This is a genomic window from Streptomyces sp. NPDC002619 (assembly GCF_042889305.1).
Classification (GTDB): domain Bacteria; phylum Actinomycetota; class Actinomycetes; order Streptomycetales; family Streptomycetaceae; genus Streptomyces.
On record NZ_JBIAQV010000003.1, the window covers coordinates 216,176 to 242,918 of the forward strand.

General features: G+C 68.5%; 21 protein-coding genes and 2 pseudogenes. 15 read left to right on the forward strand and 8 right to left on the reverse strand.

The annotated features are described in order from the left end of the window. Window positions 1–2: 2 nt before the first annotated feature. From ACFYXB_RS08160 to ACFYXB_RS08180, 5 genes and pseudogenes are all read right to left on the reverse strand, one after another. On the reverse strand, window positions 3–599 hold the full coding sequence (locus ACFYXB_RS08160; RefSeq protein WP_389579059.1) for a hypothetical protein: 597 nt from the start codon (window positions 597–599) through the stop codon (window positions 3–5). Between the two features lie 21 nt (window positions 600–620). Then, a complete protein-coding gene (locus tag ACFYXB_RS08165; protein WP_389579061.1) occupies window positions 621–3,491 on the reverse strand; it encodes a glycoside hydrolase family 2 TIM barrel-domain containing protein in 2,871 nt (956 codons plus the stop codon). 12 nt (window positions 3,492–3,503) lie between these two features. Beyond that, a pseudogene (locus tag ACFYXB_RS08170) lies at window positions 3,504–3,704 on the reverse strand (carbohydrate ABC transporter permease); the annotation flags it as partial. 116 nt (window positions 3,705–3,820) lie between these two features. Further along, the gene (locus ACFYXB_RS08175; protein ID WP_389579063.1) at window positions 3,821–5,065 is read right to left on the reverse strand and encodes an ROK family protein; all 1,245 of its coding nucleotides are present in this window, start codon (window positions 5,063–5,065) and stop codon (window positions 3,821–3,823) included. A 184-nt stretch (window positions 5,066–5,249) separates the two neighbouring features. After that, window positions 5,250–6,494 (reverse strand): FAD-binding protein, encoded by a 1,245-nt coding sequence (locus tag ACFYXB_RS08180; RefSeq protein ID WP_389579065.1) that lies wholly within the window; start codon window positions 6,492–6,494, stop codon window positions 5,250–5,252. Window positions 6,495–6,602: 108 nt separating this feature from the next. Here ACFYXB_RS08180 and ACFYXB_RS08185 point away from each other — a divergent pair, with 108 nt between their 5' ends. The 9 genes from ACFYXB_RS08185 to ACFYXB_RS08225 all read left to right on the forward strand — a co-directional run bounded on the left by ACFYXB_RS08185 (window position 6,603) and on the right by ACFYXB_RS08225 (window position 16,018). After that, window positions 6,603–7,610 carry a hydroxyacid dehydrogenase gene (locus ACFYXB_RS08185; protein ID WP_389579068.1) on the forward strand — a complete coding sequence of 336 codons (1,008 nt, stop codon included), beginning with the start codon at window positions 6,603–6,605 and terminating at the stop codon, window positions 7,608–7,610. After that, window positions 7,607–8,638: a LacI family DNA-binding transcriptional regulator gene (locus ACFYXB_RS08190; protein WP_389579071.1), complete on the forward strand. Its 1,032-nt coding sequence runs from the start codon at window positions 7,607–7,609 to the stop codon at window positions 8,636–8,638. Before ACFYXB_RS08185 ends, ACFYXB_RS08190 begins: the two co-directional genes overlap by 4 nt. 111 nt (window positions 8,639–8,749) lie before the next feature. Further along, the gene (locus ACFYXB_RS08195; protein WP_351348562.1) at window positions 8,750–10,075 is read left to right on the forward strand and encodes a radical SAM protein; all 1,326 of its coding nucleotides are present in this window, start codon (window positions 8,750–8,752) and stop codon (window positions 10,073–10,075) included. A 182-nt stretch (window positions 10,076–10,257) separates the two neighbouring features. After that, entirely contained in the window at window positions 10,258–11,745 is a 1,488-nt protein-coding gene (locus tag ACFYXB_RS08200) for a cellulose binding domain-containing protein (RefSeq protein WP_389579074.1), read from the forward strand. 239 nt (window positions 11,746–11,984) lie between these two features. Then, the gene (locus tag ACFYXB_RS08205; protein ID WP_389579537.1) at window positions 11,985–12,572 is read left to right on the forward strand and encodes an ATP-binding protein; all 588 of its coding nucleotides are present in this window, start codon (window positions 11,985–11,987) and stop codon (window positions 12,570–12,572) included. 8 nt (window positions 12,573–12,580) lie between these two features. Next, on the forward strand, window positions 12,581–13,063 hold the full coding sequence (locus tag ACFYXB_RS08210; protein ID WP_389579077.1) for a MarR family winged helix-turn-helix transcriptional regulator: 483 nt from the start codon (window positions 12,581–12,583) through the stop codon (window positions 13,061–13,063). A 78-nt stretch (window positions 13,064–13,141) separates the two neighbouring features. Beyond that, entirely contained in the window at window positions 13,142–14,383 is a 1,242-nt protein-coding gene (locus ACFYXB_RS08215) for a cytochrome P450 (RefSeq protein ID WP_389579081.1), read from the forward strand. A 109-nt stretch (window positions 14,384–14,492) separates the two neighbouring features. Beyond that, window positions 14,493–14,690, forward strand: a complete 198-nt coding sequence (locus ACFYXB_RS08220; protein WP_351348576.1) for a ferredoxin — start codon at window positions 14,493–14,495, stop codon at window positions 14,688–14,690. Continuing rightward, window positions 14,687–16,018, forward strand: coding sequence for an NAD(P)/FAD-dependent oxidoreductase (locus ACFYXB_RS08225; RefSeq protein ID WP_389579084.1), 1,332 nt, complete (start codon window positions 14,687–14,689; stop codon window positions 16,016–16,018). Before ACFYXB_RS08220 ends, ACFYXB_RS08225 begins: the two co-directional genes overlap by 4 nt. A gap of 118 nt (window positions 16,019–16,136) precedes the next feature. On the opposite strand, the pseudogene ACFYXB_RS08230 reads toward ACFYXB_RS08225, so the two are convergent. Further along, window positions 16,137–16,508 (reverse strand): annotated as a pseudogene (locus ACFYXB_RS08230) (LuxR C-terminal-related transcriptional regulator); the annotation flags it as partial. On the opposite strand from ACFYXB_RS08230, the gene ACFYXB_RS08235 reads away from it, so the two are divergent. After that, window positions 16,457–16,726 carry a hypothetical protein gene (locus ACFYXB_RS08235; protein ID WP_389579087.1) on the forward strand — a complete coding sequence of 90 codons (270 nt, stop codon included), beginning with the start codon at window positions 16,457–16,459 and terminating at the stop codon, window positions 16,724–16,726. The pseudogene ACFYXB_RS08230 and the gene ACFYXB_RS08235 sit on opposite strands and share 52 nt — an antisense overlap. 111 nt (window positions 16,727–16,837) lie before the next feature. Here the strand turns inward: ACFYXB_RS08235 and ACFYXB_RS08240 are convergent, their stop codons facing one another. Then, window positions 16,838–17,494: a TetR/AcrR family transcriptional regulator gene (locus ACFYXB_RS08240; protein WP_389579089.1), complete on the reverse strand. Its 657-nt coding sequence runs from the start codon at window positions 17,492–17,494 to the stop codon at window positions 16,838–16,840. Between the two features lie 732 nt (window positions 17,495–18,226). On the opposite strand from ACFYXB_RS08240, the gene ACFYXB_RS08245 reads away from it, so the two are divergent. The 5 genes from ACFYXB_RS08245 to ACFYXB_RS08265 all read left to right on the forward strand — a co-directional run bounded on the left by ACFYXB_RS08245 (window position 18,227) and on the right by ACFYXB_RS08265 (window position 25,513). Beyond that, window positions 18,227–19,756: a 4-hydroxyphenylacetate 3-hydroxylase N-terminal domain-containing protein gene (locus ACFYXB_RS08245; protein ID WP_389579092.1), complete on the forward strand. Its 1,530-nt coding sequence runs from the start codon at window positions 18,227–18,229 to the stop codon at window positions 19,754–19,756. Window positions 19,757–19,911: 155 nt separating this feature from the next. After that, a complete protein-coding gene (locus ACFYXB_RS08250) occupies window positions 19,912–20,772 on the forward strand; it encodes a cupin domain-containing protein (RefSeq protein WP_389579094.1) in 861 nt (286 codons plus the stop codon). Between the two features lie 185 nt (window positions 20,773–20,957). Next, complete coding sequence (locus tag ACFYXB_RS08255; RefSeq protein ID WP_389579096.1) at window positions 20,958–23,852, forward strand: BTAD domain-containing putative transcriptional regulator; 2,895 nt, start codon at window positions 20,958–20,960, stop codon at window positions 23,850–23,852. Between the two features lie 103 nt (window positions 23,853–23,955). Beyond that, window positions 23,956–24,495, forward strand: coding sequence for a flavin reductase family protein (locus tag ACFYXB_RS08260; RefSeq protein ID WP_389579099.1), 540 nt, complete (start codon window positions 23,956–23,958; stop codon window positions 24,493–24,495). 115 nt (window positions 24,496–24,610) lie between these two features. Then, window positions 24,611–25,513 carry an NAD(P)-dependent oxidoreductase gene (locus ACFYXB_RS08265; RefSeq protein WP_389579101.1) on the forward strand — a complete coding sequence of 301 codons (903 nt, stop codon included), beginning with the start codon at window positions 24,611–24,613 and terminating at the stop codon, window positions 25,511–25,513. Between the two features lie 220 nt (window positions 25,514–25,733). On the opposite strand, the gene ACFYXB_RS08270 is transcribed toward ACFYXB_RS08265, so the two are convergent. Continuing rightward, on the reverse strand, window positions 25,734–26,378 hold the full coding sequence (locus ACFYXB_RS08270; RefSeq protein ID WP_389579104.1) for a helix-turn-helix domain-containing protein: 645 nt from the start codon (window positions 26,376–26,378) through the stop codon (window positions 25,734–25,736). Window positions 26,379–26,743 lie beyond the last annotated feature (365 nt).

A 26,743-nucleotide genomic window follows, 5' to 3' on the forward strand; every position in this document is an offset into this window, starting at 1 on the left:
CCTCAGCGATCCGTTGAGGGGGAGTCCTGCCTCACCGGAGTGACCTCCGACCGCAGGGCCCCGAACGCGGACCAGACGGCACCCGGCCGCTCGTGCGCGAACACCTGCGGCGCGACGTCGGCCCCGGTGCTGAACGTGACGTAGCAGAGCGGCAGATACGACAGGTCCCCCCACGGCTCGCGCACATGTCCCCGGGCCAGGGTCGACCCGCGACCCGCACAGGTGATCCACGGGACGAGGAGCAGCTCCGGCGACGGGTGGTCCGGGAGCACGGACCGCACGGGGACCGGCTCCTCCGTGCCGTCGACGAGCACACGCAGCCGCTCCGGTCGACCGGTGCCGGGTGTGAACGCCGCGACAAGCGTGCCGAGTTGGTCCCACACTCCCCACTCGTGAGCAAGGAGCGCGATCTCGGCGCGGGTCAAGTCGTCGACGGGCACGCGCTGCTCGCCGATTCTCTGCACGAGCAGGGTGAGACCGCCCTCCTGTTCCCCGATGTCCCAGCACGCCTGCACCTCGGCCGCCTCCTCGGGGGAGGGCAGAAGCGTGGCCAGGCGGGCCCAGAGGGCGGCCTCGTCGGTGTGGGGATGATCCGTCATGGCCCGACTCTCGCGCCGACGTCAGTCAGTTGTCGAGAACACGAACGAGAACTCGGCCGGCCGAACGGTCAGGTAGTACTGGGGCAGCGGGCCCGGGCCGCAGGACTGGGAGCCGATGCCGTGCTGGCCGTGGTCGAGGTTGACCCACACCGTGTCGCCAGGCACGAGGTCGCTGCGGTGCGCGGCGGCATCCAGTTGCTCGGTCGTCCAGCGGCGGGCCGTGAACCAGAACTCCGGGTCGCCCTCGACACGCAGCCCGCCCAACTCCGCCCAGCGGACGTCGGCACGGGCACCGTTCTCCTGCGGGCGGACGTACGGGGTCTGCAGTTCGTCGACCGTCGACTCCCAACGTCCCGTCAACGACGCCGACTTGGTGTCCGGATACCCCTCGCCGGGACCGCCGCCGAACCACCTCACCCGGTCCGCCTCCGCGAGCCCGAAGCGGATGCCGAGCCGGGGCAGTGGCACCGGCCAGTCGCCCTCGGGGGAGACGGACACGGTCAGTTTCAGCCGGGTGCCGTCGGAGGTCCAGCGGTACCGCGTGGTCAGGCCCAGGTCCCGGGCGGCCGGTGCCACTCGGGTGCGTACCGTCAGCGCGTCGTCGGACAGGTCGACCGCGTCGAGGCGGTGTCGCATGCGGTGCAGGCCCAGCTTGCGCCACACCGGGCCGAGACGGAGGTCCGGCTGCCAGGGGGCGCCGTCGTCGTTGTCGGTGGTCGCCCGCCACACGTCCAGCCGCAGCCCCGTGACGGCCACCCCGCCGATCGAGCGCAGCTCGCCGGTACGGGCGTCGAAGGAGCCCGGGCCGAGCGTGACCAGCCGCTCGCCGAGCACTGGAGGGGCGGACTGCGCGACGGTCGTCAACTGGCGTGACAGTAGCGGGAATTGGCCCCACGCGACCACGTGGTCCTTCGGCGCCCACGCGGTGTCGGCAGCGAGCAGCGCCCGTACCGTCCACTGCGTCTCCGCACCGAAGGGCACGTCCGCAGGCGGCTCCGGCAGCTTCACCTCCGCCGACTCGCCGGGCGCCAGCGTCGCCGGCACCGGCAGCACACCCGAAGCGACCGTCTCGCCGTCCGCCTGGTACGACCACTCGAACGCGAGGGCCGAAAGGTCCGCGAAGTCATGGCGGTTGGTGACCCGGACCATGCCGCCGTCGCCCGCGAACCGAACCGGCTCGATCACCTTCTTGTACTCGACCAGACCCGGGGACGGCCGCCGGTCCGGGAACAGCAGCCCGTCGCACACGAAGTTGCCGTCGTGCAGCTCTTCCCCGAAGTCACCGCCGTACGCGAAGCCGTACCGCTCGTCCTTGATGCCGTGGTCGATCCACTCCCAGATGAATCCGCCCTGGAGCCGGTCGTACGACTCGAAGATCCGCTGGTAGTCGGCGAGTCCGCCGGGGCCGTTGCCCATGGCGTGCCCGTACTCGCAGAGGATGAAGGGGAGTTCGCGGCGCCTTTCCGTGCCGCCGTCCAGCTGCTGTCCGATCCGCTCGACCTCGGCGTGGGACGCGTACATCCGCGAGTACATGTCCGTGTCACGGCAGTTGATGTCGCCCTCGTAGTGCACGAGCCGGGAGGAGTCGCGGGAGTGGATCCACTCGGCCATCGCCGTCAGGCCGCGGCCGGTGCCCGCCTCGTTGCCGAGCGACCAGACGACGACCGAGGGGTGGTTCTTGTCGCGCTCGACCATGCGCGCGGCGCGGTCGAGCAGGGCCGGGGTCCAGCGGTCGTCGTCGACGGGGTTGTCCCGCCAGGCCTGCTCGGTGAAGCCGTGGGTCTCCAGGTCGCACTCGTCGATGACCCACAGGCCCAACTCGTCGCACAGGGCGAGGAACGCGGGGTGCGGCGGATAGTGGGAGGTGCGGACGGCGTTGATGTTGTGCCGCTTCATCAGCAGCACGTCCGCGCGCATGGTCTCCAGGTCGAGCGCGCGTCCCGTCTCCGGGTGCCACTCGTGCCGGTTGACGCCCTTGAACAGGACCGGCCTGCCGTTCACCTTGATCAGGCCGTCCGACAGCTCCACCGTACGGAAGCCGATGCGCAGCGGCACCCGCTCGCCCTCGGTGGTGAGGACACCGTCGTACAGCGTCGGCGTCTCGGCGGTCCATGGCTCGACCCGGACGGTCACCGGCTCACCGGTCGCGACATCGATGTCCAGCGCGCTCACGGTCACCCGGCCGTCGACGTCGGAGTCGACGCGCAGGGTGCCCTTGCCGGTGACGTGGTCGTACGAAGCGTGGACGAAGAAGTCGGCGACTGAGCCCGCCGGGCGGTGCAGCAGGGTGACATCACGGAAGATGCCCGGCAGCCACCACTGGTCCTGGTCCTCCAGGTACGAGCCCGCCGACCACTGGTGCACGCGGACGGCGAGCACGTTCCCGGCGGGCTTGAGCAGATGCCCGACCGCGAACTCGTGCGGCAGCCGTGACCCCTTGAACTCGCCGATGTCCGTGCCGTTCAGCCAGACGCGGGCGCAGGACTCGACGCCGTCGAAGCGCAGCACCGACCCGCCGTCCGAGGGCCAGTCGGCCGGCAGGTCGAAGACGTGCAGATGGTCGCCGGTGGGGTTCTCGGTCGGGACGCGGGGCGGGTCGACCGGGAAGGGGTAGAGGTGGTTCGTGTAGATGGGGGATCCGAAGGAACCGCTGCCCTGGAGGACCCAGTGGCCCGGGACCGAGACCTCCGCCCAGCCGGCGGCGTCGTACCCGGGCTCGGCGAACGCGTCGTCCTCGGCGTCCGCCGTCGCCGACAGGCGCAGGCGCCAACTACCGTTCAATGACAGGGCCTTGGCGTCGGAGGAGGCGTACCAGGCCCTGGGCGGAAGCGCCCCGGAGCCCGGTGAGACATCCTCGATGTAGTCGATGGCCGTGGTGGTGCGGAAAGACATCGGACTCCTAGCTCAGCACTTGATCCCGGTCTGTGCGACCCCCTGCACCAGTCGGCGCTGGAGGAAGAGGGACACGAACAGCAAGGGAAGGATGGAAATGGCCGTGGCCATGAAGAGCAGGTGGTAGTCGACGGTTTGATTGGTCATGTACGACGAGAGGGCGGCCTGAACCGTCCAGGCGCCCGGGTCCTGGCCGATCACCAGTGGTGACAGGCGGCCAGCGTGCCGCGGCGCCGCGGAAGATCGATCGGCGGTCCCAGTTCCTGCTGCTCATAGTCGGCGTGACCTTCGGCTGATGCTTCGGCAACGGGTTGGGTGAAGTCGGGGCGTCAGTTGACGATGCGGGTGCGCCGGGGAACGGTGCGCCTGGTGGTGCCGGTGCGCCGGCCGCCCGACTGGAGCGCGCCCTCCAGCGCGAACGTGGCTGCGCCCAGACAGACCGGATCGGTGGGGATCGGCGAGAGGACGATCTCGGTGGCCGCCAGCGGCCGGCGCAGCGTGTGCCGGGCGACGGCCTCGCGTACCTCGGCGAGCAGGGGCTCGCCGAGCCGGGCGGCGACCCAGCTGCTCAGCACGACCACTTCGGGGTTGAGCAGGTTGATCAGGTCGCTGATGCCCGCGCCCAGATAACGGGCGGTGTCCCGGACCACCTTGACGGCCACCGGGTCCTGCGCGGCCACCGCGCGGGCCAGGGTGTCGATGGTCGCCGTCTGGTCCTCGGAGTGCAACAGGGGGCTCTGCGGGCTGAGTTCGCGCAGGTTCTGCATGATGCCGGGCGCACCCACATACGTCTCCACACAGCCGTGGTTGCCGCAGTGGCACAGCCGCCCGTCGAGTACGAGCGTGGTGTGCCCCCACTCGCCGGCGCTGTTGCTCACCCCACGGTGCAGCCCGCCGCCCAGCGCGAGCCCGGCGCCGACACCCGTGCCGAGGTTGACCACGACCGCGTCTCCGCGCCCGCGCGCCGCCCCGAACCACAGCTCGGCGACCGCACAGGCGCGCAGTGGATTGTCCAAGTACAGGGGATACGCGATGTGTTCGGCGAGCAGCTCGAGCAACGGCACGTCGTGCCAGTCCCAGTTGGGCGCGTACTCGGACACGCCTGTGTCCCGGTCCACCTGGCCCGGCACGCTCACCCCGACACCGAGCACCTGGGCCGCCTCGACCCCGGCCTGCGCGACGACCGAATCGACGGCGGCGGCGACATGGCCGACCACCTGCTCCGGGCGGCTCTCGCCGGGACGCATGTCCTCCTCGGCGCGGGCCAGCACGGTGAGCGCGAGGTCGAACAGCTCGACGTGGACGTACGTTTCGGCGATGTCGACGCCTATGAGTGCACCGCCGGAGACGTTGACGGCCACGAGTCCGCGTGGGCGGCCCCCCGCCGAGTCCTCGAAGCCGACCTCGGTGATCATGCGCAGGTCGAGCAGCTCGCCCACGAGCGTGGCGACCGTTGCCAGGCTCAGACCGGTGGCGGCGGCCAGCTCCTGCCGGGAGGTGGGCGACGCGGCGATGATCTGACGCAGCACCTCGTAGCGGTTCGCGGTGCGGATGTCACGTGACGTGCGCTTCACTGCGCTGCCCCTCCCTGCCCCGGGGCCGGGCCACGGCGACGTCGGCACCGGCACCGGCGCGGCGCAAGGTTATGGGCAGGGAAGGGCTTTCCGCAAGGGCTTACTAAATGGGCTTTGGAAAGGGGCTTTATAAAGTCGGGACCAGTGACGTCACGCGCCTGGGGCCAAGTCCGGACCGGTGACGTCAGGCCCCGAGCGCGTCCCGCACGAAGGCGTTGGTGAACTTGCCGCTCGGGTCCAGGTCCTTGGCCAGCGTCAGGAAGTCGTCGAGCCGCTCGTACCTCCGCCGCAGCACGTCCGCCGGGACCGTGAACACCTTGCCCCAGTGCGGGCGCGGATCGAAGGCGTCCAGCGCCTCCTCCAACCGTCGCACCACGGGCAGCACCGCCGCCGTGTCGTCGACCCAGGTGAAGTGCAGCGCGACCGAGTCCCGGCCGTGGGCGGGGCTGAGCCACTGGGGATCGGCGGCGATCGTACGCACCTCGCAGGTCTGCAGCACCGGCGTGACCGTCTCCCGGATCGCGTCGACGGCGTTCAGCGCCTCGAGTGCCAGCGCACGCGGCAGCAGATACTCGGACTGCAGCTCGTCGCCGCTGCTCGGCGTGAACTCCGCCCGGAAGTGCGGCAGCCGCTCGTGCCAGGGACCTGGCACCCCGAACTGCTGGGTGCAGTTGCCCGCGGGCATGCCCGGCACCGGGTGCATCGCCTCGGTCGCGGGTGCGGCCCACGGGAAGTCCACCGGCGCCTGGTCGGTGCGCCGCTTCAGCCACACCTGCCTGAAGCCGGGCTCCCGCCAGTCGGTGAACAGGCTCACGCTGTACGCCGACGCCGCGACCGTCTCGAAGTCGAGCCCGGCGAGCGGGAGTTCGGTGAACACGGACTGCTCGACCTCGTACGACGGCTCCAGGTCGAGGGTGAGCGCGGTGACCACGCCGAGCGCGCCGAGGGAGGTCACGGCGCCGTCGAAACGCGCGTCGCCCCGGGCGATCGTCACCGTCGAGCCGTCCGCCGTCACCAGCTCCACCTCGCGCACCGGCGCGGCCAGCGACCCGTTGCCGACGCCCGAGCCGTGCGTGCCGGTCGCCACCGAGCCGGCCACCGAGATGTGCGGCAGGGACGCCATGTTGGGAAGGGCGAGGCCGTGTGCCCAGGCCATGGCGGCCAGTTCCGCGTACCGGACGCCGCCCGAGACCCGTACCGTACGAGCCTCGGTGTCCACGTCGAGCACCGGCGGCAGGTCGGCGATCGACACCAGGACACCGCCGGCGCCCGGGTCGGCGATCTCGTTGAAGGAGTGGCCGCTGCCCAGCACCCGCACCCGCGCGCATTCGGCCACCAGCGTCCGCAGGGCGTCGAGCGAGCCGGGGCGGTGGAACTCATCGGCCGTATACGTGATGTTGCGCGCCCAGTTGGTTACCGTCTGCGTCATCCCTGCCGTCCTCCCGGTAGTGCCCCGTGCGTTGACCCTCTCATTGGCCGGGTCCTAGCGTAGAGACCGGTTGCTGCCCGCGCGTCTCCGAGCCGGAGGGTCAGGTCCTTGCCCGAGCGTCCCCAGGCACTGTTCGCCATGACAGACCGGAACATTCCACGCATCTTCCCCCCGGATGTGCTCGCGCGGCTCAGGGGGGTCGTAGAAATCGATCCCACCCTGGTCGCGGAGGAATTCACCGGACAACGGCTCCGGGAGACGCTCGCCCGCACCGAGATCCTGATCACCGGCTGGGGCTGCCCCCGCCTCGACGCGGCCGCGCTGGACGCGGCGCCCAAGCTGCGCGCCGTCCTGCACGCGGCCGGTTCCGTGAAGGGCTTCACCACACCGGAGGTCTGGCGGCGCGGCATCACGGTCTCCTCGGCCGCCGCCGCCAACGCGCTCCCCGTCGCCGAGTACACCCTCGCGATGATCCTGCTGGCCGGAAAGGACGTCTTCGCCCTCCGCGACCGGCTCCGCGCCGACCGCACTCTCCCGTACGGCGGGATCATCCCCGGCATCGGCAACCACGGCCGACGCGTCGGCGTCATCGGCGCCTCCCGCATCGGCCGCCGCCTGATCGAACTCCTCCGCCCCTTCGACCTGCGCGTCAGCCTGGCCGACCCGTACGTCGACGAAGCGGAGGCCGCCCGGCTCGGCGTACCGCTGCTGCCGCTCGACGACCTGCTGCGCTCCAGCGACATCGTCACCCTGCACGCCCCCGACACCCCCGAGACCCGGCACCTCCTCGGCGCCCGCGAGCTGGCCCTGATGCCCTCCGGATCGGTCCTGATCAACACCGCGCGCGGCGCCCTGCTCGACCACGACGCGCTCATCGCGGAACTCCGCGCCGGACGCCTGAGCGCCGTCCTCGACGTCACCGACCCCGAGCCGCTGCCCACCGACTCGCCCCTCTACGACCTGCCGAACGCCTTCCTCACCCCGCACCTCGCCGGCTCCCAGGGCAACGAGCTCGCCCGGCTCGGCCTCACCGTCGTAGAAGAAGCCGAACGACTTGCCACGGGAAGGGAGTTGGCGTACCCGGTTGACCCCGCCGCGCTGGAGCGGACGGCGTGAGCGGCAAGCACGCCTCGACCGTGCGGGACGTCGCCGCGCGGGCCGGGGTCTCCGCCTCGACCGTCTCCCGGGTCCTGGGCGGCACCTATCCGGTGGCCCCGGCGACCCGCGCCAAGGTGCTCCAGGCGATCCGCGACCTCGACTACGTGGTCAACGCCCACGCCCGCGCCCTGGGCGGCGCCGCCAACCAGACGATCGCCGTCGTGGTCGACGACGTCACCAGCCCCTTCTACGCCCACATCGCACGCGGAGTGGAGGAACAGGCCTCGGAAGAGGGCCGTATGTGCCTGCTGTGCACTACGCACGGCGATCCGCGGCGCATCGTCGCCGTCGTCGACACCATGCGCGAGCAGCGCGCCGACGCGGTGATCGTGGTGGGCGGCGCCTGGCAGGACACGGCCTACCAGGACCGTATGACGCACTTCGCCCACGCCCTCGACCGCGTGGGCTCCCGGCTGGTCCTGGTCGGCCGCCCACCGCTCGGCCCCGGTGTGCCCGCCACGGTCGTCGAGTACGACAACGAGGGCGGCGCCTTCGCCCTGACCAGTCATCTGCTGTCGGCGGGACATCGGCGCATCGCGTATGTGGGCCGGGTCGCGGGCCTGTCCACCAGCAGCGAGCGCGTCGCCGGTTTCACCCGGGCCCATGCGCTCCTGGGCCTGGCCCCGGACTCGGAACTGATCGCCGACGGCGACTTCAGCCGAGCCTACGGCTATCGCGCCGCGTCCGAACTCCTCGTCTCCGGGCGGGAGTTCACGGCGATCATGGGGGCGACGGATGCCGTCGCCGCCGGAGCGGTGCAGGCACTTCGCGAGGCCGGCCGGCGTATTCCGGACGACGTGGCGGTGGCCGGGTACGACGACGTTCCGCTCGCGCTCGACGTCCACCCGTCGCTGACCACCGTGCATGTGCCGCAGGAGGAGCTGGGGCGGGCGGCCGTCCGTTGCGCGCTGCGGGGGGACGAGGGGCGGCACGTGGTGCTGGGGACACATGTGGTGCTGCGGAGTTCCACACGGTCGCAATCCTGACCAATCCGGTGATTACGGACTCCGGGTGGGGACCCGGCACGGCAGCTGCGGTGGCGGGGGCATAACGTGAGGAGTCGAACACCTGGGTCGAGATCGTAGAGGAGACACGGGATGGGCAGCCGTACCGCGCTGGTCGAGGATCTGATGGAGCGGTTCCCGCACGTACCGCGGGAAGCCGTCTTCAAGGAGGACCTGCTTCGGGGCGGCGTGGCCTTCGACGCGTCCGCGCTGAGCGACAACGAAGGTGGAGAGGTCAAGCCGAAGTCGTACTTCATCTTCTCCTTCGACCACGGAACCCTGCCGGAGCTGGGCGAGGCCGCGCTGCGCCGGCCCCCGGAGGAGATCATCCTCACCGGCGGGCCGTACGACCTGCGCCGCACCGTGGTCTCGGTCCGCGTAAATCCGGTCTCGCCGTACCGTGTCGCCGCCGACGACGAGGGGATGCTCGGCCTCTACCTCGACGGGAAGCGGATCGCCGACGTGGGCGTGCCGCCGATGCCGGAGTACTACCGGCACAAGCTCTCCAGCGGCAAGTCCGTGATGGAGGTGGCCCCGACCATCCAGTGGGGTTACCTGATCTACCTCACCGTCTTCCGGGTCTGCCAGTACTTCGGCGCCAAGGAGGAGTGCCAGTACTGCGACATCAACCACAACTGGCGCCAGCACAAGGCGGCCGGGCGGCCCTACACCGGCGTGAAGGACGTCGAGGAGGTGCTGGAGGCGCTGGAGATCATCGACCGGTACGACACCCAGAAGGCGTCCACCGCCTACACGCTGACGGGTGGTGCGATCACGTCGAAGGTCGCCGGGCGCGACGAGGCCGACTTCTACGGCCACTACGCCAGGGCCATCGAGGAACGCTTCCCGGGGCGGTGGATCGGCAAGGTGGTGGCCCAGGCGCTGCCGCGCGACGACGTGCAGCGCTTCAAGGACTACGGCGTACAGATCTACCACCCCAACTACGAGGTGTGGGACCGGCGCCTGTTCGAGCTGTACTGCCCCGGCAAGGAGCGCTACGTCGGCCGCGACGAGTGGCACAAGCGCATCCTCGACTCGGCGGAGATCTTCGGCGCGCGCAACGTCATCCCCAACTTCGTGGCGGGCGTGGAGATGGCCGAGCCCTTCGGCTTCACGACCGTCGACGAGGCCATCGCGTCCACGACCGAGGGCCTGCGCTTCTTCATGTCCCACGGCATCACGCCCCGCTTCACCACCTGGTGCCCCGAGCCGACGACCCCGCTCGGCAAGGCCAACCCGCAGGGCGCGCCGCTGGAGTACCACATCCGGCTCCTCGAGGCGTACCGCGCCACGATGGACGACTTCGGCCTCTCCTCGCCCCCCGGCTACGGCCCGCCCGGCCCCGGCCGCGCGGTCTTCTCGGTCAGCTCCTTCATGGACAGCCTTCCGGCGGTGGGGGAGGAGACGGCGCGCGTGTGAGCCGTGCGAGCCGTCGGCTCTCGACTCGGTGCAACCGGTCGCTCGACGCTCGGTAACCGGATCCGAACAGGCCGCTTGTCAGTTGTGTCGGACACGTGAAAGGCTCGGGCTCTGCCGCGGGGCCCCCATCAACTCCAATGCCAATATGGCGAGTTGACCTCGCCTGTGGATGCAGGAGTCCGATGCCCGACCTGCCGACCCCCCGGGACGCCGCCGAGGCAGCGCTGTTCTCCGAGTGCTGGGACGCGGTGCTCTCCTACGCCGACCTGTGCACATCCGGCTCCCAGGCGGCGGGCCAACTGGCCACGGAAGCCTTCGCGCTGGGCATGCGGGAGGCCCGTGCCGCGGGGTCCGCACCCGTAAGAGGCACGGGCCGCCGCACACCCCGGCTGCCCATGATCCCCCTGCTGCTGACGGCCGTACGCACCACGGCCGCCGGCTGGGAGGCCGACGGTGCCGGCCACCGGCTCGACCCCGACCTGAGACTGTGGCTCAACTCGGAGAAGGCCGCCCGCTACACCGTCCCGCCCCTGCAACGCCCGGTCGCGCTACGTGGGTTGAGGGACATGCAGGAGGCGGACGCGGCGCTGCTGTGGCTGGCCGAGGTCGAGGCGCTGCCGCTGCCCGTCGTCGCCCGCCGCCTCGGCCTCGACCTGGGCGCCGCCGCCCAGGAACTCGACCAGGTGCGCGCCCTGTTCCGGGACCGCTGCCACCGCGCCCACCTCGACACCCCGATGGACGCGCAGTGCCGCAGCTACGCCCGGCTCCTCGACGCGGTCACCCGCTCGCCGGCCGCCGACACGCCGGACGACCTCTCCCGGCACCTCGCCACCTGCGTGGGGTGCGCCGAGGCCGCGGCCTGCCTGCGGCTGCACGGCGGCGGACTGCCCGCGGCCCTGGCCGGCGGTGTGATCGGCTGGGGCGGCCTCGCCTACCTCGAACGCCGCCGCCGGGCCGCCGAAGTACGCCTGGGCGCCCGCCCCGAGACGGCCGCGGACCCGGACACCGCTGACCCGAAAGACGGCCGGGGCAGACACCGCGTCCTGCGCAACAGCCTGCTCGCCACCGCCGTACTGCTCTCGGTGCTGGCGCTAGGGGTGTCGATGATGCCGTTCGGCGACTCCGGCGAGGACAGCGCGACGGCCCACGACGAACGCCAACCGGTCGCCGACCCCAGCCCGTCCCTCCCTGCTGCCCCACTCCCCTCGGCGCCCGCCTCCACCTCCCGCGCGCCGCACCCGAAGCCAAGCCGCACCCATGGCCCGGCGGACCACAAGAATCCCGACCCGGAACCCCAGGGCTCCTCCTCATCGCCCCCCGACGAAGTCACGTCCTCCCCCACCCCGACTCAGGCCCCCACCTGCCGGGTCGACTACGACGTGGTCGACGAATGGCCCGACGGCTTCCAGGCCACGGTGACCGTCCACACCACCAAGGCCCTCTCCGGCTGGCGCGTCGTCTGGTCCTTCCGGGACGGCCAGCAGATCGGCCAGACATGGGACGCCACGTCCACCCAGACCGGCTCCCGCGTCACGGCCACCGCCGCGGACTACAACAAGTCGGTGGCCGCCGACGCATCGCTGACCTTCGGTTTCCTCGCCTCGTGGCACGACAAGAACTCGACGCCCTACGCGTTCACGCTGAACGGAGAGGCGTGCGCGCGGAGTTGAGCCGCCCGCGACAGGACTTCAGATGACCAGGAAGCGGGTGCCTTCGTGGTCGGTCGATACCGAAGTGGTGGCGGTCAGCGGCGATGGCCGGTCGTGCCCGCCCTGGGCCCCGAAATATTCACTCCCGTAAACCATAGACGCCCTATATAGACAAGTGATATAAATGCCCATATAGACCGTTATGGCTCTGGCCAGGGCCCGAAGGTGTCTCCGAGACGCTGGAGGGAGTGATGGCTGTGATGTGCGCCTACACCGGAGGGCTTTCCGGGAGGCAGATCAAAGCGCGCGCGCCGGCGGACGGACGTATCTGGCCGCTGGTGCACCAGCCGCAAGCCGCCGGCGAAGCCCGCAGGATCGCTGCGGATGCCCTGAGCCGGTGGAGGGTCCCCGAAGAGGTGGTGGAGTCGGCGCGACTGACGGTCTCCGAACTCGTCACCAACGCCGTGGAACACGCCCGTCCACCGCTCACCCTGGAGCTGAGCCGTGACTCGGCATCCTCACGACTGCACGTGAAGGTCACCGACGGCGGTCCTGCCACCACGGAAGGCGACTGGGCGACCAGCTGCACGGGCGGCGAGCGCGGCCGCGGACTGACGATCGTCGATCATGTCGCCACCGCTCACGGCGTCCGCCAGGAGGTCGGGCGCACCATCCATTGGGCCGACCTGGATGTGACCGGGTATGCCCCGGAGGAGCAATGCGGTGATCTTGAACCCCTGAAAGGTGTCCGGCACCTGTGCCGTAGCCGTCGCCGCCGAGCTGCCCGAGGAGGCAGGTGGTCGAGCCCTCTCGTGATCTCTGGGCGAGCCATATGGAAAGGAGATTGAACGGACTCATGGAGCGAACGCGTTCTGGTCAGGACCCCGAAGCCATTGCCGATGCGCTGGAGGAAGCGGCGGCGCTCATGGTGCGGCACCTGGTCGATCGGGACCTCAGCCTCACCACCGCCTCGACTCTCGGCAGGCTCGGGCGTGATGAGCCTGTCCGGCTGACGGCGCTGGCCGCGGCGGAGGGCATTGCTCAGCCGTCGATGACCCAGCTGGTCAAGCGGCTGGAGCGGCAGGGTCTGGCGCGGCGCGTGAGCGATCCCGAGGACGGGCGGGTTGCTCTGGTCACCATCACTGATGCCGGGCGGGAACTGCTGGTCGAGCGGCGGCGGGCTTACCACGCCCGCCTGGCCGACCTGGTGGCAACCCTGCCCGCGGAGGACGAGGAGGCGCTGGCCTCGGCCATGCAGGTGGCCCTGCCCGTCATCCGGCGTTTGACCCGCACCGCCAAGAAGCGGCCCCGCCCCAGCGGTGGGTCGGCCACGCCCTGACCAGCCGCCGGCAGGTCGCGGCCGGAGCATCCCGGCGTGAGCGAAACACGAACAGCGGCTCCAAGGAGGCGCACAGTCATGACAGACAACCCGGTCGCGCCAGTGCGGTCACATCAGGTCGATCTTCCGGAGTACCCGATGACCCGAGCGGCCGAATGCCCCTTCGCACCACCCCCGGCACTGCGTGTCCTCCAGGACAGCGCGCCGATCACCCGAGTGCGGCTGTGGGACGGCAGTACCCCGTGGCTGGTCACCGGTTACGACGAAATGCGCACGCTGCTGACGGACCCCCGGATCAGCTCGGACGTCACCTACCCGAACTTCCCCTTCCAGGGCCCCGGGCACAGGGAACGTGTGAGGAGCGATCCGACCTTCATCAACATGGACGATCCGGAGCACGCCCATCGGCGCAGGATGGCGACCGCGTCGTTCGCCATCAAGCGGGTCGAGGCGTTGCGTCCGGCCATCCAGAAGATCGTGGACGGTCTGATCGACACGATGCTGGCGGGCGAGAAGCCGGTCGACCTGGTCGACGCGTTCGCCCTGCCCGTGCCGTCCATGGTGATCTGTGAGCTGCTCGGCGTGCCCTATGCCGACCACGGCTTCTTCCAGGCCCGCAGCAGGCTGCTGGTCAAGCGCGGGGTAACACCGCAGGCCGCGTGGGTGGCCAACCAGGAACTGATCGACTACCTGGACCGGGTCATCACCGACAAGCTCGCAGACCCGGGCGACGATCTGCTGTCGAAGCTGGCCGTCGAGCAGGTCGCCACCGGTGCGATCTCCCAGCGCGAACTGGCCGCCATGGGCCGCCTGCTCTTGACGGCCGGCCACGAGACGACCGCGAACATGATCGCGCTCGGCACGCTGGCCCTGCTCGAGCACCCTGACCAGCTGGCCGAGCTACGCCAGGCCGACGACCTCAAGCTGGTCGCCGGGGCGGTCGAGGAACTCCTGCGCTACCTGACGATCGTTCACAGCGGGCGGCGCCGGGTAGCAGCGGCGGACATCGAGATCGGCGGCCAGGTCATCCGCGCCGGCGAGCCGGTCATCCTGGCCAACGACGCCGGCGACTGGGACCCCGCCGCCTTCGCCGAGCCCGACCGGCTGGACATCCACCGCGATGCCCGCCATCACGTGGCCTTCGGTTTCGGGGTCCACCAGTGCCTGGGCCAGCCGCTGGCCCGCGTCGAGCTCCAGGTCGTCTACGGCACCCTCTACCGGCGCATCCCCACCCTGCGCCTGGCCGTGGACCGGGAACAGATCCCGTTCAAGCACGACGGCTTCATCTACGGCGTCCACCGACTGCCCGTCACCTGGTGAACGTCCCCGACACCACGAGAAATCACGGCGGATGGCACTCCCGAGACGGAGGGGCCGCCCGGGCAGCCACCTGGCTGTCACAGCCATTGATCTTGATGAGGAGAATGTCATGCGAGTAACCGTCGATCAGGACAAATGTGTCGCTTCGGGACAGTGTGTGCTGGCCACCGCCGAGGTGTTCGACCAGCGCGACGAAGACGGCGTCGTTGTCCTGCTGAATGCCAACCCGCCCGCCGAGCTGGCCGACGCCGTCCGCAAGGCGGCTGCGGTCTGTCCGGCACGGGCGATATGGGTGGACGGGACATGAGCGTGCCGGCCGACGTCGTCATCGTGGGCGCATCGGCGGCGGGTCTGACCGCTGCCGAGACCCTGCGCCGCCGCGGTTACGGCGGACGGCTCACGCTGATCGGCGACGAGCCCCACCCGCCGTACGACCGGCCCCCACTGTCCAAGCAGGTTCTGGCGGGGCAGTGGGAGCCGGACCGTATCGCCCTGCGTGCGCCCGAGGAGCTGGCCCTGCTGGATGCGGAGTTGCGGTTCGGTCGGGCGGCAGCGGGGCTGGATCTTTCCGCCCGGCAGGTGGTCCTGGACGGGGGCGAGCGGCTCGCTTTCGACGGCCTGATCCTCGCCACCGGGGTCGCTCCGCGCCGGCTGCCCGGCGCGGACCTGGCCGGGGTGCACGTGCTGCGCACCGTGGACGACGCACTCGTCCTGCGGCAGGCGCTGCTCGCGGGCCCACGGGTCGTCGTCGTGGGAGCCGGTTTCCTGGGGGCCGAAGTCGCGGCGACCGCCCGCACCCTGGGCCTGGAAGTGACCCTGGTCGAGCCGCTGCCGGTGCCGGTGTATCGCCCCTTCGGTGAGGGCATCGGAGCCCTGGTCGCACGCCTGCACCTGGAGCACGGCACGCATGTGCGCTGCGGGATACCGGTTCGCCGACTGCTCGGCGCCGGAGGGCGGGTCGTCGGGGTGGAACTGGGGGAGGGGACAGTTCTGCCGGCCGACGTGGTCGTCCTTGCCATGGGATCCACTCCCGCGACCGGCTGGCTGGAAGGGTCGGGCCTGCCCCTGAACGGCGGGATCGAGTGCGACGAGCGGTGCCGGGCCGCCCCGAGCGTCTATGCCGCCGGGGACGTCGCCTCCTGGCACAACCTGCACTTCGGCACCCGGATGCGCGTGGAGCACCGGATGAACGCCACCGAGCAGGCCATCGCCGCGGCCGGCAACCTGCTCGGCGACAACGAACCGTTCGCGCCCGTCCCCTACTTCTGGAGCGACCAGTACGACACGAGGATCCAGGCCTACGGCATCTTCCCCGCCGGCGCCGAGGTCCGGATCCTGCACGGCGACCCGGCCGACCGCCACTTCGTCGCCGCGTACGGCCACCGGGCAACGGTGGTCGGCGTGGTCGGCTGGAACGCCCCGCGCGAGACCCGCATGCTCCGCCGACTGGTGGCCGAACATGCTGCCTGGACGACCACCGCGCCCTGCTCGGCACAGAGCGTGGCGCGGGCGGTTCAGCGCACATCGCCCGTGCCGGATGTCGTCCACGGGACCCGCAACCAGTGCGCTTCACCACGGCCATGCAGCAAGACGGGCGAGCCGCCGAAGGGGCAGACAAGACAACCGGTCGGGTAGAGCGGGCCGCGCGGCGTGGCTCGGGCTGGATCATCCCCGCTCCAAGAGGGGCGCCCTGTCCAGCACCACACTCGGAACTCTGATCGCGACGGTCAACAGCTCGATCGTCCTTGCCCGGTCACTGCCGCGGATCCTGCGAGAGGGCGTCGCGGAGTTGGGCCCTGGCACGGATACCGAGCTTGGGGAAGATCTTGTGCAGGTGGTGGCCGACGGTCCGGGGTGAGAGGTAGAGCCGGGTCGCGATGTCGCGGTTGGTCAGGCCCTGAGCGGCCAGTTCGGCTATCTGCCGTTCCTGCGGGGTGAGTTCGCTCGCCGGGCTCGGGGCCGTGGCCGCTGCCACCGGAGCTCCCGTCGCCCGCAGCTCCGCGGCTGTGCGATCGGTCCAGGGCCGGGCATCGAGCCGCTGGAAGCACTCCAGTGCCGCGCTGAGGTGCGGGCGTGCCTCGGCGCTGCGGCGCCGTCGGCGCAGCCACTCACCGAAGTCGAGCTGCCCTGGAGAAGGAAACGGCGCGCCTCGCCATGGAGGCGGATCTCACCGTCTTCTTCGCGGACGGCGAAGCGTTGGCCGAGGCGTGGCAGGAGTCCAGCACGCAGGATCGCCGCATGCTGCTCGGATGTGTCCTCAAGTCGCTGACCGTCACCGAACCCAAGCACTGGGGCGATCGGACACCGATCATGGAGAGGCTTGTTCCTGAGTGGGTCGCCTGATGCGACTGGTGGTGTGTCAGGGGTGGCTCTCCGCCCGCAGGCAGTCGCCGGAGGTGAGAAATTGGGGCCACGGGTTTTCCCTTCAGCCTCCAACGACACTGCGCGTTCAGGTCATTGACCAGCGATGTGATCGTGGTCGGTGGCGGTTTGTTTGTTGTGGGGTTTGGTGTTGTCGGGGTGGGGCCACAGGGCGTGTAGGGCATCGGTGATGCCGGGTTGTGCGTGGGGTCCGAGTAGGGCGAGTTGGAGGATGTAGCCGGGCAGGATGCTGACGAGGACGTCTGCGAGGGCTGTTGCCGGTACGTGGGGGGGCAGGTGTCCGGTGTGTTGGTGGTCGCGCACGATGTCGGCGATCTCGGTTCTGGTTTGTGTCAGCATGCGTCTGTACTGGGGGCGCAGGTGGGGGTTTCGTAGTGCTTCGGCCCAGACCTGGACGCTGAGTTGGGCCAGGCCTTGGTGTTCGGTCTTGGTGTCGACGAGTGTGGTTGCTGCTGCGAGGGCGGCGCCCAGGGCTCCTCCGTTGTGGGCGTGGGTCACTGTCCTGATCATGGCGGTGACTTCGCGGATGTTGTCTTCGGCTATGGCGAGGATCATTTCGTCCTTGCTGGCGAAGTAGCGGTAGACGGCTCCTGAGGACAGGCCTGATTCGGCGAAGATGTCCTGCATCGAGGTGGTCTGGAAGCCGCCGTTGCGCAGGAAGCAGCGGTGGGCGGCGTCCAGGATGTGCCGGCGGCGGTCGGCGAGGTATTGCTCTGTGACTTTGGGCATGAGGCGATGCTACAAGAAAAACGAATGTTCGTCTTGACATCGGGTTGATCGGCGCCTCAGGATGGGCGCACAAAACAGAATGGTCGTTCGCGGATAAGGGAGGGGGCGACATGAGTACCGTGCAGACCAGCGGGTCGGCGATGACTCCGTGTCACGGGACGCTCCGTTGTACGCCGGGGGTGCGGCCCGATCTTCAGGCGGAAGCACTCGGTGTGGCCGCCATGTATGTGGCGCCGGCCGTGGTTGCGGTGCGGGCGGCCGCACGCGCTCGCGGTCCTGCTCGCCGCCTACCGGGCCGTGGGGCAGATCCTGGGTCGAGGTGAGCAGCGGGACTCGGGTGCGGCGGCCCGTGGGCAGTTCTTCGGCTGCCGGCAGCGTCCGCCCCTGGTCGAACTCGCAATGCTCCGCTACGAGACCCTTTAACGGCATTGCTGACGGCGCCTCGTTGCGGTTAACGGCCCACTAACACCGTCTGGCTAAACTCCGAGGAATCAACGACCAAACGATTGTCCAATTCACGGGAAATGTGTTTTCGTCGATTCGGATTGAGCAGTTCGAATGGTCAGTCGGTTGTGGCACTGATTTCCCGGCTTCTTACGCGGTGCGGCCAGGGCAATAAACGGGCTCGCGGTGGTTTCTTAGCGACGTTCTGTCGAGTGGAACTTGAATGACGCCCCGGACGAGAACAGTCATGCAGGATGGTGCTTGGATGATGGGAGAAGGTGGCATTCGATGCGAACTGGCGACGAGTACTTGGAGTCTCTGAGGGACGGGCGCGTTGTCTGGGTCGGCGGTGATCGGATCGACGACATCACGGCACACCCGAAGACCAGGGCAGCGGCCAAGAGTTTTGCGAAGTTCTACGACCTGCATCACGAGCCCGAGATGCAGGACATCATGACCTTCGTCGACGACGACGGAGTGCGTCGTCCGATGATGTGGTTCAAGCACGGGGACGCCGAGGGGTTGCGGCGCAAGCGTGTGTATCTGGAGACCGTGGTCCGGGAGCTCGATGGCGGATCGATTGGGCGGACCCCGTGCGCGAACAACTACGGCCTGGTCACCTACGAAGAGGACCCGCAGCCGTGGAGTGACCAGTCCGTGGGTACGGGCGGGCGTGACCTGACCGTGGGCATCCGAAAGTTCCTGGATCTGGTGAAGGAGGGCGACCTCAACTGCGCCTTCGCCTTCATCGACCCTCAGATCGACCGGTCCAAGCAGCACGCGGCCAAGACCGCGCTGCGTGTCGTGGAGACTCGCGACGACGGCATCGTGGTCAACGGTGTCAAAGCCGTGGTCACCGGTGCGCCGTTCGCCGACTACCTTCACATCGGCGTCTTCTACCGCCCGGGAATCGAGAGCGAACAGGTCATTTACGGCGCCTGTCCGGTGAACGCGCCGGGCGTCACGATAACCTCCCGCGAGGCGACGGTGCGTGACGACCCCGATAACCACCCGATTTCTTCGGCCGGTGACGAACTCGAATGCACCGTCATCTTCGACAACGTGTTCATTCCGTGGGAGCTTGTATTCCACATCGGAAGCCCCGAGCACGCTTCGCTGTACCCGCAGCGCATCTTCGACTGGACGCACTACGAGGCGCTCATCCGGCAGATGGTCCGGGCCGAACTCATGGTCGGACTGGCGATGCTGATGACCGAGCACCTCGGCACCTACCAGATTCCGCCGGTCCAGGCGCGCCTGGCGCGTCTCGTCGAGTTCTACCAGACGATGCGAGCCCACGTGATCGCGTCCGAGACGGAAGGGTTCATCTCGCCGTCGGGGCTCTACAAGCCGAACGTCCTGCTCTTCGACTTCGGCCGGTCGTACTACCTGGAGAGGTACGCGGATATGAGGAACGAGGTGATCGACCTTGCCGGCCGTGCCTCGCTCCTGTTCCCCACCGAGGAGCAGTGGAACAACCCCGAGCTTCACGACTGGCTGGAACCGCTGCAGGCAGGTGCGGTCGGCGAGCCCTACGACCGCCTGCGCATCTCGCGCGTTATCCGTGACCTGTTCCTTTCCGACTTCGGCGACAGGGTGAGCACGTTCGAGCAGTTCAACGGGACCCCGATGCTCGCCACTCGGATGCACACGATGAAGCGCTCGGAGCTGTCACCCTCCGGGCCGCTGACACAGCTTGCTCGGAAGGTCTGTGGCCTTCAGGAGCCCGGCGCCCCCGAGGTGACGGCTTACACCGAGCAGGCCGAATATGCCCGACGCCTTGACGGCGCACGGCTTGAGGGCTCACGGGTCCGCTGAGCCGACGACGGTGTAGGGGCGGTTCGTGGCCGCTGTCGGCCGCGAAGCGTCCGCCGCCCTCACCGTTGCCCTGGGCAGAGGCCCGATGAGGATCAGCAGCAACCAGCGAGGGATGCCGGCCCTGGCATCCCTCGCGTGTGAACGGAGAGAATGACATGGCTTACTACATTGCGCGTGCGGCGGACCGGAAGTTCTTCGATGTCGAGGGCGTGCCGGGTCTTCGGCAGGCGCTCTTGGTCGGACACGAGCAGGGTGCTGCTCACCTGGAAGTGAGCTTGTACGAGCTGGCTCCCGGGGCGACAACGGGCTGGGCGCGCTGCCCGTTCGAGGAGTCGTGGTTCATCACGGGCGGATCCGGCGAAGCTGCCTTTGCCGGGCTGTGCTACGAACTCGGTTCTGGTGACTACGGTGTGGCGCCTGTCGGCGTCGCCCATTCACTGTCCGCCGGTGAGGAGGGACTGACGTGGCTCGGGGTCCGCGCGCCGAAGCCGCCGACGTTCGACGGAGCCCGAAGCCGCATCGCGGCCAAACCCTCTCCGGGTGAGAATCTCGGGCGCCCGTCGGAGACGGACCCCCGGCATCGCTACGTCGGGCACTTCGCAGATTCGGACATGGCCCCGTACGCGCAGCTGTCGATGCCCGGCTACCACGGTCCCAACGTCAAGAACATCAGCCTCAGGATGATGATCGACCAGCTCGTGGGAGCACAGCATCACACCGTCTTCGTGTGCGAGATCGCGCCGAAGTCCGGCCCGGGCAAGGCGGCCAAGGTCCACTACCACCCGTTCGAGGAGATCTACTACTTCACTTCCGGAGGGATGCGGGGGACCCTCGACGGCAATGACGAGGTCATCCAGACAGGTGATCTTGTGTGGGCAGGCACCAACGGCACACACGGTTTCGTCAACGAGCGTGACGAGCCGGCCCGTTGGATCGAAGTGCAATCGCCGATCCCTCCGACCTCGGACGGGTTCTTCTTCCCGGACGACTGGCGCAAACTCCCGCACGAGCACTAAGGATCACGGAGGCGCGGCGATCGATGGGTGACTCTGCTTCCGACCGACCAAGCGGCTCGAGGATGCCAGGTCGACAGCATCGCGCGATTATCAGGCGGAAACTTGAAACGCCGGAGCTGGCAAAAGACGTAGTCGCCCGCGAGCGACTTAATCAGCGGTTGCGAGCCGTACTCGACCGCCACACCGTGGTGAATGTCTTTGCGACAGCCGGCGCTGGCAAGACCACGGCAGTGGCTCTGGCTGTCAGCGCCCTCGACAGGCCCGTTGCCTGGCTGTCGCTAGACGGTACGGAGCAGGCGGCGGGACGCCTGCTGGTCTATCTCGAAGCGGCTGTTGAGGGCGCTGTCCCCAGCGCCGCCGATGTGGCCTCTGACGCGCTGAGCAGCAGCCTCCACATCGGTGAGGCAGCGGGACTGCTGGCTGAGAGCCTCCAGGGGAGTCGGCTCATTCTCGTGTGCGACAACGTGGAACGAATCGCGCCCGACGCGACCTGTGTCGCTGTGCTGTCGTCCTTCGCTCGCTACCTGCCGTCCGGCGTAAACCTCGTACTGATCTCCCGCGTCGATGTCCGCCTCGACTCGGGCTCGACGAGGGAGCGTCACCGGGTGGGTGAGCTGGTCGAGAGCGATCTCGCTTTCAACGTCCAGGAAGCCGAAGCAGCACTTCGGACGGTCGGCCACGTCGACGTGCATCCGGCTCAGGCGGTGGCGGCGACAGGGGGCTGGGTCACTGGCGTCCTGTTCGAGGGCTGGCGTCATGCGCGGTCTCGCGAGCTGGATCCCGATTCGCTGCGGACATACGTCGCAGCGAACGTCGTCAACTCACTTTCCCTGGTTGAGAGAACCTTCCTCCTTCATACCTGTCTGCTGGAAGAGGTATCGGTTGAGGGCGCTCGGGCCCTGGGGCAGGAGAATGCAGCGCAGGTGATGGCGGACCTCCGCGCCCGGCATCTTCCGGTGACGTGGTCCTCGGACGGGTTGCGCATGACGCCGCACCCGGTGTTCCGCGACTTCCTGCATGAGGCTCTGCAACGGGAGGACGCCAAGACGCTCCGCGTGGTTCGTCGCAGGCACGCCGAGTTCCTGGTCGCCAGCGGCCAGCACGAGGAAGCCGTCGATGAGTTGCTCCGGCTCGGGGACCTTGAAGCGGCTGGGCGGCTGGCGGCTGTTGCCCTTCCCAGTCTGGTTGCGCGGATGGACTTCGCGCCGGCGGCACGCTGGCTCGATGCACTGGGAGCGTCGGTCCGGACTCCGACCCCGGAGATCGGACCGGTCGTCCTGCGCGTTGCGTTTGCACTCGAGCAATGTGATCGCGGAGTGGAACTGGTCGATCGTCATGGATATGGCTGGCTTCCGGAACCGGGGGCTCCCGACTTCGAAGAGGCGCACGTCCTGGCCTGTTGGTGCCTTTGGCACTCCGGTCGGATCGAGGAGGCGCGGTCCATTGCCGATCGGTTGCCGCAGGGGCGGAACCGGCTCATCGCGCAGACGTTGATCGCGCTGGCCACGGGCGAGGAGCCGCCACCCTTTCCCGAGTTCTCGACCACGCCGTCCGGCCCCCTCGACGGCTTGCTGATGCGGCTCGCCTTCTTGCGCGGTCGCCTTGAAGGACTTGACGACCCGGGATCGTTCGATCCGTGGCGCACGATACTCGGCGGACCTTGGGTCGTCGCGGCGCTGCGCGCCACCGGGCGACTCGACGCTGCGATGTCGATGTTTGAGCCTCGCCGCGGTTCGTCGCAGCCGGTCTGGTTGCACGCCGTCGACGCCGTCGATCTCATGCTCGACCTCGGCCGCGGAGACGAAGCCTGCGCGGCCATGAAGCGAGGCAGAGAGCTCATTGCGTCAACTGGCTCGAAGGTTTACAAGAACATGAGCCTGCTTGTCGAAGCCAAGCTATGGCTGCGCCTCGGGGGTGACACAAGACGTGCCGACCGTGTGCTCGCCGAGGCGACTGCCAACGGAGCATCGGAGTACACCCTCACGCGGGAGACGTGGCAGATGTGGTCGGGTCTGTCGATGCTTCTGCAGAACAGGGATGCCGAGGGGCACGAGTACCTCGCGGAATGCCTCCGAAGTATGCAGAAAGGAGACCGCCATCTCGATCTCCCGACGGCTGCCGTGTACCTGGCCGAGGCGCAATGGCGTCTCGGTCTCGAGGAGGAGTCCGACGCTACGGCCGACCTTGCGATGGCCTCCGCCTCGACGCACGGAACACAGCACCTGCTGCTGACGGCCCTGGCGGATGTACCGTCGGTTGCGGCCAGAGCTGCGGACACCAGGTCCAGTCGCATGTCACCCTGGCACGAGATCATCGCCGTCCTCTCCGGCCAGCATCCCGTACGCGTGAATGTGGGTACGCCCCGACTCGTGCTTGAGGAGTTCGGCGAGCCGACCCTCACGGCCGACGGAAACGTGACTCAGCTTCGGCTGACGAAGAGTGTCGAGCTCCTCAGCTACCTGCTCTGGACACCCGACCGCAGGGCTACACGCGAAGAGCTTCTCGGGGCGCTCTTCGGTGGCCGCAATGATGCTGCCGGCCGCAGCTATCTGAGGCAGGCGCTCTACCGCCTTCGCGAGGCACTGCCTGAGGGCTTGGGCCCAGCGCAGGGTGGCGACGTCTTCGAACTGGTCGGCCCAGCGTTGGCCATAGGTACGGCACAACGGGCAGTCGACCTCGTCGCCCAGGCCGGGAGACAGGACGGAGAGGTTCGTCTCCAGACACTGTTGCGCGCCCTCAGCAGCGCCGAGACAGGGCCCTACCTTGCCACGGTCTCAAGTGAGTGGGTCGCGGAGCGCCGTGCACTCCTGACCGAGACCTTCTTGTCGGCCCGAGTCGACGCGGCCAGGCTCGCCTATCGAATGAACCGTTATCGCGAGGCAAAGGGACTGGTCGACCGAGTGCTTCGCGAGGATCCGTACCGCGAGCAGGCGTGGCAGCTCGCCATCAGGCTGGCACATGCCAGCGGCAGCGATGACGCCGTGCTGGCGCTCTACCAACGATACGTCGTGCGGATGCGGGAGCTCGGCGTGCCACCGTCCGACGAGGTTCGTCGACTGGTCACCCAGTTGCGCCGATAGGCCTGGACCGATTTCGCGTGGATAAACAGGTTGTCAGTCACGCTGAGGCCACCTGGTTACAGGCGACGCTCAAGCCATCTCGTTACAGGCAACGGAGGGCATCATGGGTACAACGACCGCGCAGGACATGTCCGCAACGTATCGCGGAGCAATGGCACGGTTCACGACCGGCGTCACGATCGTGACCACCAGGACGCCGAATGGACCAGCAGGGATGACAGCCAGCGCTGTTGCGTCGGTTTCCCTGGAGCCGCTCATGCTGCTGGTGTGTGTCGGAAACACCCTTGCGACGAGGGACGCGATTTCCGGCTCCGGAGTCTTCGCTGTCAGCGTCCTTTCACAGGGCCAGGAGCGGCACGCGCTTCGGTTCGCGAGCCGTTGTGACGACAAGTTCGCCGGCATGGGGCTCCGAACCGACCAAGAGCTCCCCGTAGTTGACGGCGCGGTCGCTTACTTTGCTTGCAATGTGAAGGAAGAGATCGCCGGTGGAGACCACACGATCTTTATCGGCGAGGTGGTCAGCTGCGGCTACTCCGTCGACTCGGACCCACTCGTGTACTTCGGTGGGAGATTCGGCAGCCTCTGCGATCCCCATACCCATGCGCAGCTTGCATTCGACTGGCAGCTCGCTGCGTCAATGTAGCGAGGGCCCGCCCAGGCGCCCAGGCCGGCACTGCGCACCACCGCGAGGTGCCGAGCTCGGGTGGAGATCAACAATCCTTTGCGCACGTCGCGCACTGTGTCTCCAGGAGTTGAACGTGAAGGTATCCGTGCTGGGTCTCGGCCAGATGGGATCCGCCATTGCCGAACGACTCATCAGCGCAGGCCATGAGGTCAGTGTCTGGAATCGATCGAAGGGAAGGGCAGACGGCCTGGTGGCCAAGGGCGCGTTCGAGCTGGACGCCCCGGGTGAGGCATGGGCCCGGTCAGAGGTCTGCATCACGATGGTCGCGGACTCGCATGCCTTGGCCGATGTCGTGCTCGCGCCCGACGGAGTGCTTGCCCACGCCGCGGCCGGCAGCGGACGGACCCACATCGACATGAGCACGGTCTCTGCGGAGGTCTCGCGTGGCGTGGCCGACGCGGCTGCGGCCAGCGGCGTGCGGTACCTGCGTGCTCCAGTAAGCGGAAACCCGGGTGTCGTGCGTGCCGGGAACCTCACGATCATCGCCTCGGGTGAGAACGCTGTCTTCACGTCCATGGAAAGTCTGCTTCGCGATATCGGTCCCCATGTGTTCTACGCCGGTGAGGGGGATGCTGCCCGGATCATCAAGCTGGCTCTCAACCTCATGGTCGCCGGGACGGCCGAACTCCTTGCCGAGTGCGTCGCATTGGCTGAGGCCCATGGCGTGCAACGGGACAAACTTCTGGAGGTCGTCGGCGCCTCGGCGGTCGCGTCACCGTTGGTGAAGTACAAGATCGGGCCCCTCCTGGCAGACGATTACACGTCGACATTCAGCTCGCGGCTCATGCGCAAGGACTTGGACCTGGCCCTTGCATCGGCCGCAGCCGGTGGGGTTCCGCTGCCGGTCACCGGCGTCGTGCAGCAGCTGCTTCAGGCGTGTATCTCGACTGGCTTGGGTGAGCTGGACTTCATGGCCCTCCTCATCCGGCTTCAGCGTGAGGCCGGCCAGACTCCCCTGACTGTCAACGGCCTCTAACTTCCCTGAGTTGGCCCGTAGTTCTCCCCACCGGTGGCCGGTGAAATCTCTGCAACGGTGGCCAATTCGTCCTCACCGTGGAAGCGTTCAGTCTGGGCAGTGAGCATTTCCAGTACTGCCGCTTCAGGTGGGGATGGGGGCGGAATAGCACACGTACTATCAAGTGTGACTTAACGGCAGAAGGGTGAACGGCAGTAACTCCTGGTGGGCGGTGAGATCGTTACATGCGGCCTTCTTGCTGCGCGTCGAGGGGGCGCCAGGTTGGGATCGGGCCCTCGGTTCCCGACGCACCGCCGCCGGCGACCACATGCCACAGGCCGCTCGCCGGCTCGTCGCTCTCGTTCACGTACAAGTGGGGGACTGCAGAGTCGAAGCTGATGGACGAGCCGGGCTCGAGGCTGTAGGTCTCGAACCCGAGACGGAGGGTGAGGCGTCCCGACATCAAAAAGCCGTACTCCCGTCCATGGTGACTCATCAGACCTCCGTTGGTGGAAGAGCTGCTGCCCGGCGGGTAGGTCACGAGCAGTGCATCGACAATCGGGTCGGAGGCGGGCGTCAGCCGCTCCCAGGTGACGCCGCTGTCCATCACGAGCACAGCTCGTTCGTCGGGCGTCACAAGAGGTGAGGGATGGGTCGGCAGGGGGCCGGGACCGTGCTCCACCCCCGGCCCGGCGAGGAGCTGGTCGAACGAGATCGAGAGTTCGGACACCAGGGCGTAGAGGGTGGCGACCGAGGGTTCGCAGTGCCCATTCTCGATCTGGGACAACATGCTCGGTGAGATGCCGACGCGGCGGCTCAGCTCACGGACGCTGAGCTTCGCCTCAGTGCGAGCAGTGCGCAAGCGGGCGCGCGCTTCGGGTTCCACGGGTCCGTTCCCTCCTCGATCCCGCATGCGACATACGGGCAGTCTTTGATCGGCTTCGGGCGTTGCCCGAGACTGATGTGCAGTAATACTAAACGAGTCAGAGGGTGCGGGATGCCTGTGTGGATTGTCGGGTCTGCGTAGTGGTGACCATCTAGAGATCACCATGCCCGATGGGCCGCGCCCCGGTTCCGCGTCGACGTTCTGGAAACCGCCGAGTTGTACGGCCTCGGCTCCTTCGAGGTCGAGGACGCCCTTGCTCAGATCGCGCACGGTGTCCAGATCATGGGTCGGTCGACGGTGCGTACAAGAGGGCCAAGCGCAGGTCAGACCTGGGTTTGCCCCCTGGGGGCTTCAGATGGAGCTCG

What these genes read in the sequence shown, in the direction of transcription:
- ACFYXB_RS08160 (WP_389579059.1), bottom strand. Translation starts at nt 599, where the DNA reads ATGACGGATCATCCCCACACCGACGAGGCCGCCCTCTGGGCCCGCCTG.
- ACFYXB_RS08165 (WP_389579061.1), bottom strand. Translation starts at nt 3,491, where the DNA reads ATGTCTTTCCGCACCACCACGGCCATCGACTACATCGAGGATGTCTCA.
- ACFYXB_RS08180 (WP_389579065.1), bottom strand. Translation starts at nt 6,494, where the DNA reads ATGACGCAGACGGTAACCAACTGGGCGCGCAACATCACGTATACGGCC.
- ACFYXB_RS08195 (WP_351348562.1), top strand. Translation starts at nt 8,750, where the DNA reads ATGGGCAGCCGTACCGCGCTGGTCGAGGATCTGATGGAGCGGTTCCCG.
- ACFYXB_RS08200 (WP_389579074.1), top strand. Translation starts at nt 10,258, where the DNA reads ATGCCCGACCTGCCGACCCCCCGGGACGCCGCCGAGGCAGCGCTGTTC.
- ACFYXB_RS08205 (WP_389579537.1), top strand. Translation starts at nt 11,985, where the DNA reads ATGTGCGCCTACACCGGAGGGCTTTCCGGGAGGCAGATCAAAGCGCGC.
- ACFYXB_RS08210 (WP_389579077.1), top strand. Translation starts at nt 12,581, where the DNA reads ATGGAGCGAACGCGTTCTGGTCAGGACCCCGAAGCCATTGCCGATGCG.
- ACFYXB_RS08215 (WP_389579081.1), top strand. Translation starts at nt 13,142, where the DNA reads ATGACAGACAACCCGGTCGCGCCAGTGCGGTCACATCAGGTCGATCTT.
- ACFYXB_RS08220 (WP_351348576.1), top strand. Translation starts at nt 14,493, where the DNA reads ATGCGAGTAACCGTCGATCAGGACAAATGTGTCGCTTCGGGACAGTGT.
- ACFYXB_RS08225 (WP_389579084.1), top strand. Translation starts at nt 14,687, where the DNA reads ATGAGCGTGCCGGCCGACGTCGTCATCGTGGGCGCATCGGCGGCGGGT.
- ACFYXB_RS08240 (WP_389579089.1), bottom strand. Translation starts at nt 17,494, where the DNA reads ATGCCCAAAGTCACAGAGCAATACCTCGCCGACCGCCGCCGGCACATC.
- ACFYXB_RS08245 (WP_389579092.1), top strand. Translation starts at nt 18,227, where the DNA reads ATGCGAACTGGCGACGAGTACTTGGAGTCTCTGAGGGACGGGCGCGTT.
- ACFYXB_RS08250 (WP_389579094.1), top strand. Translation starts at nt 19,912, where the DNA reads ATGGCTTACTACATTGCGCGTGCGGCGGACCGGAAGTTCTTCGATGTC.
- ACFYXB_RS08260 (WP_389579099.1), top strand. Translation starts at nt 23,956, where the DNA reads ATGGGTACAACGACCGCGCAGGACATGTCCGCAACGTATCGCGGAGCA.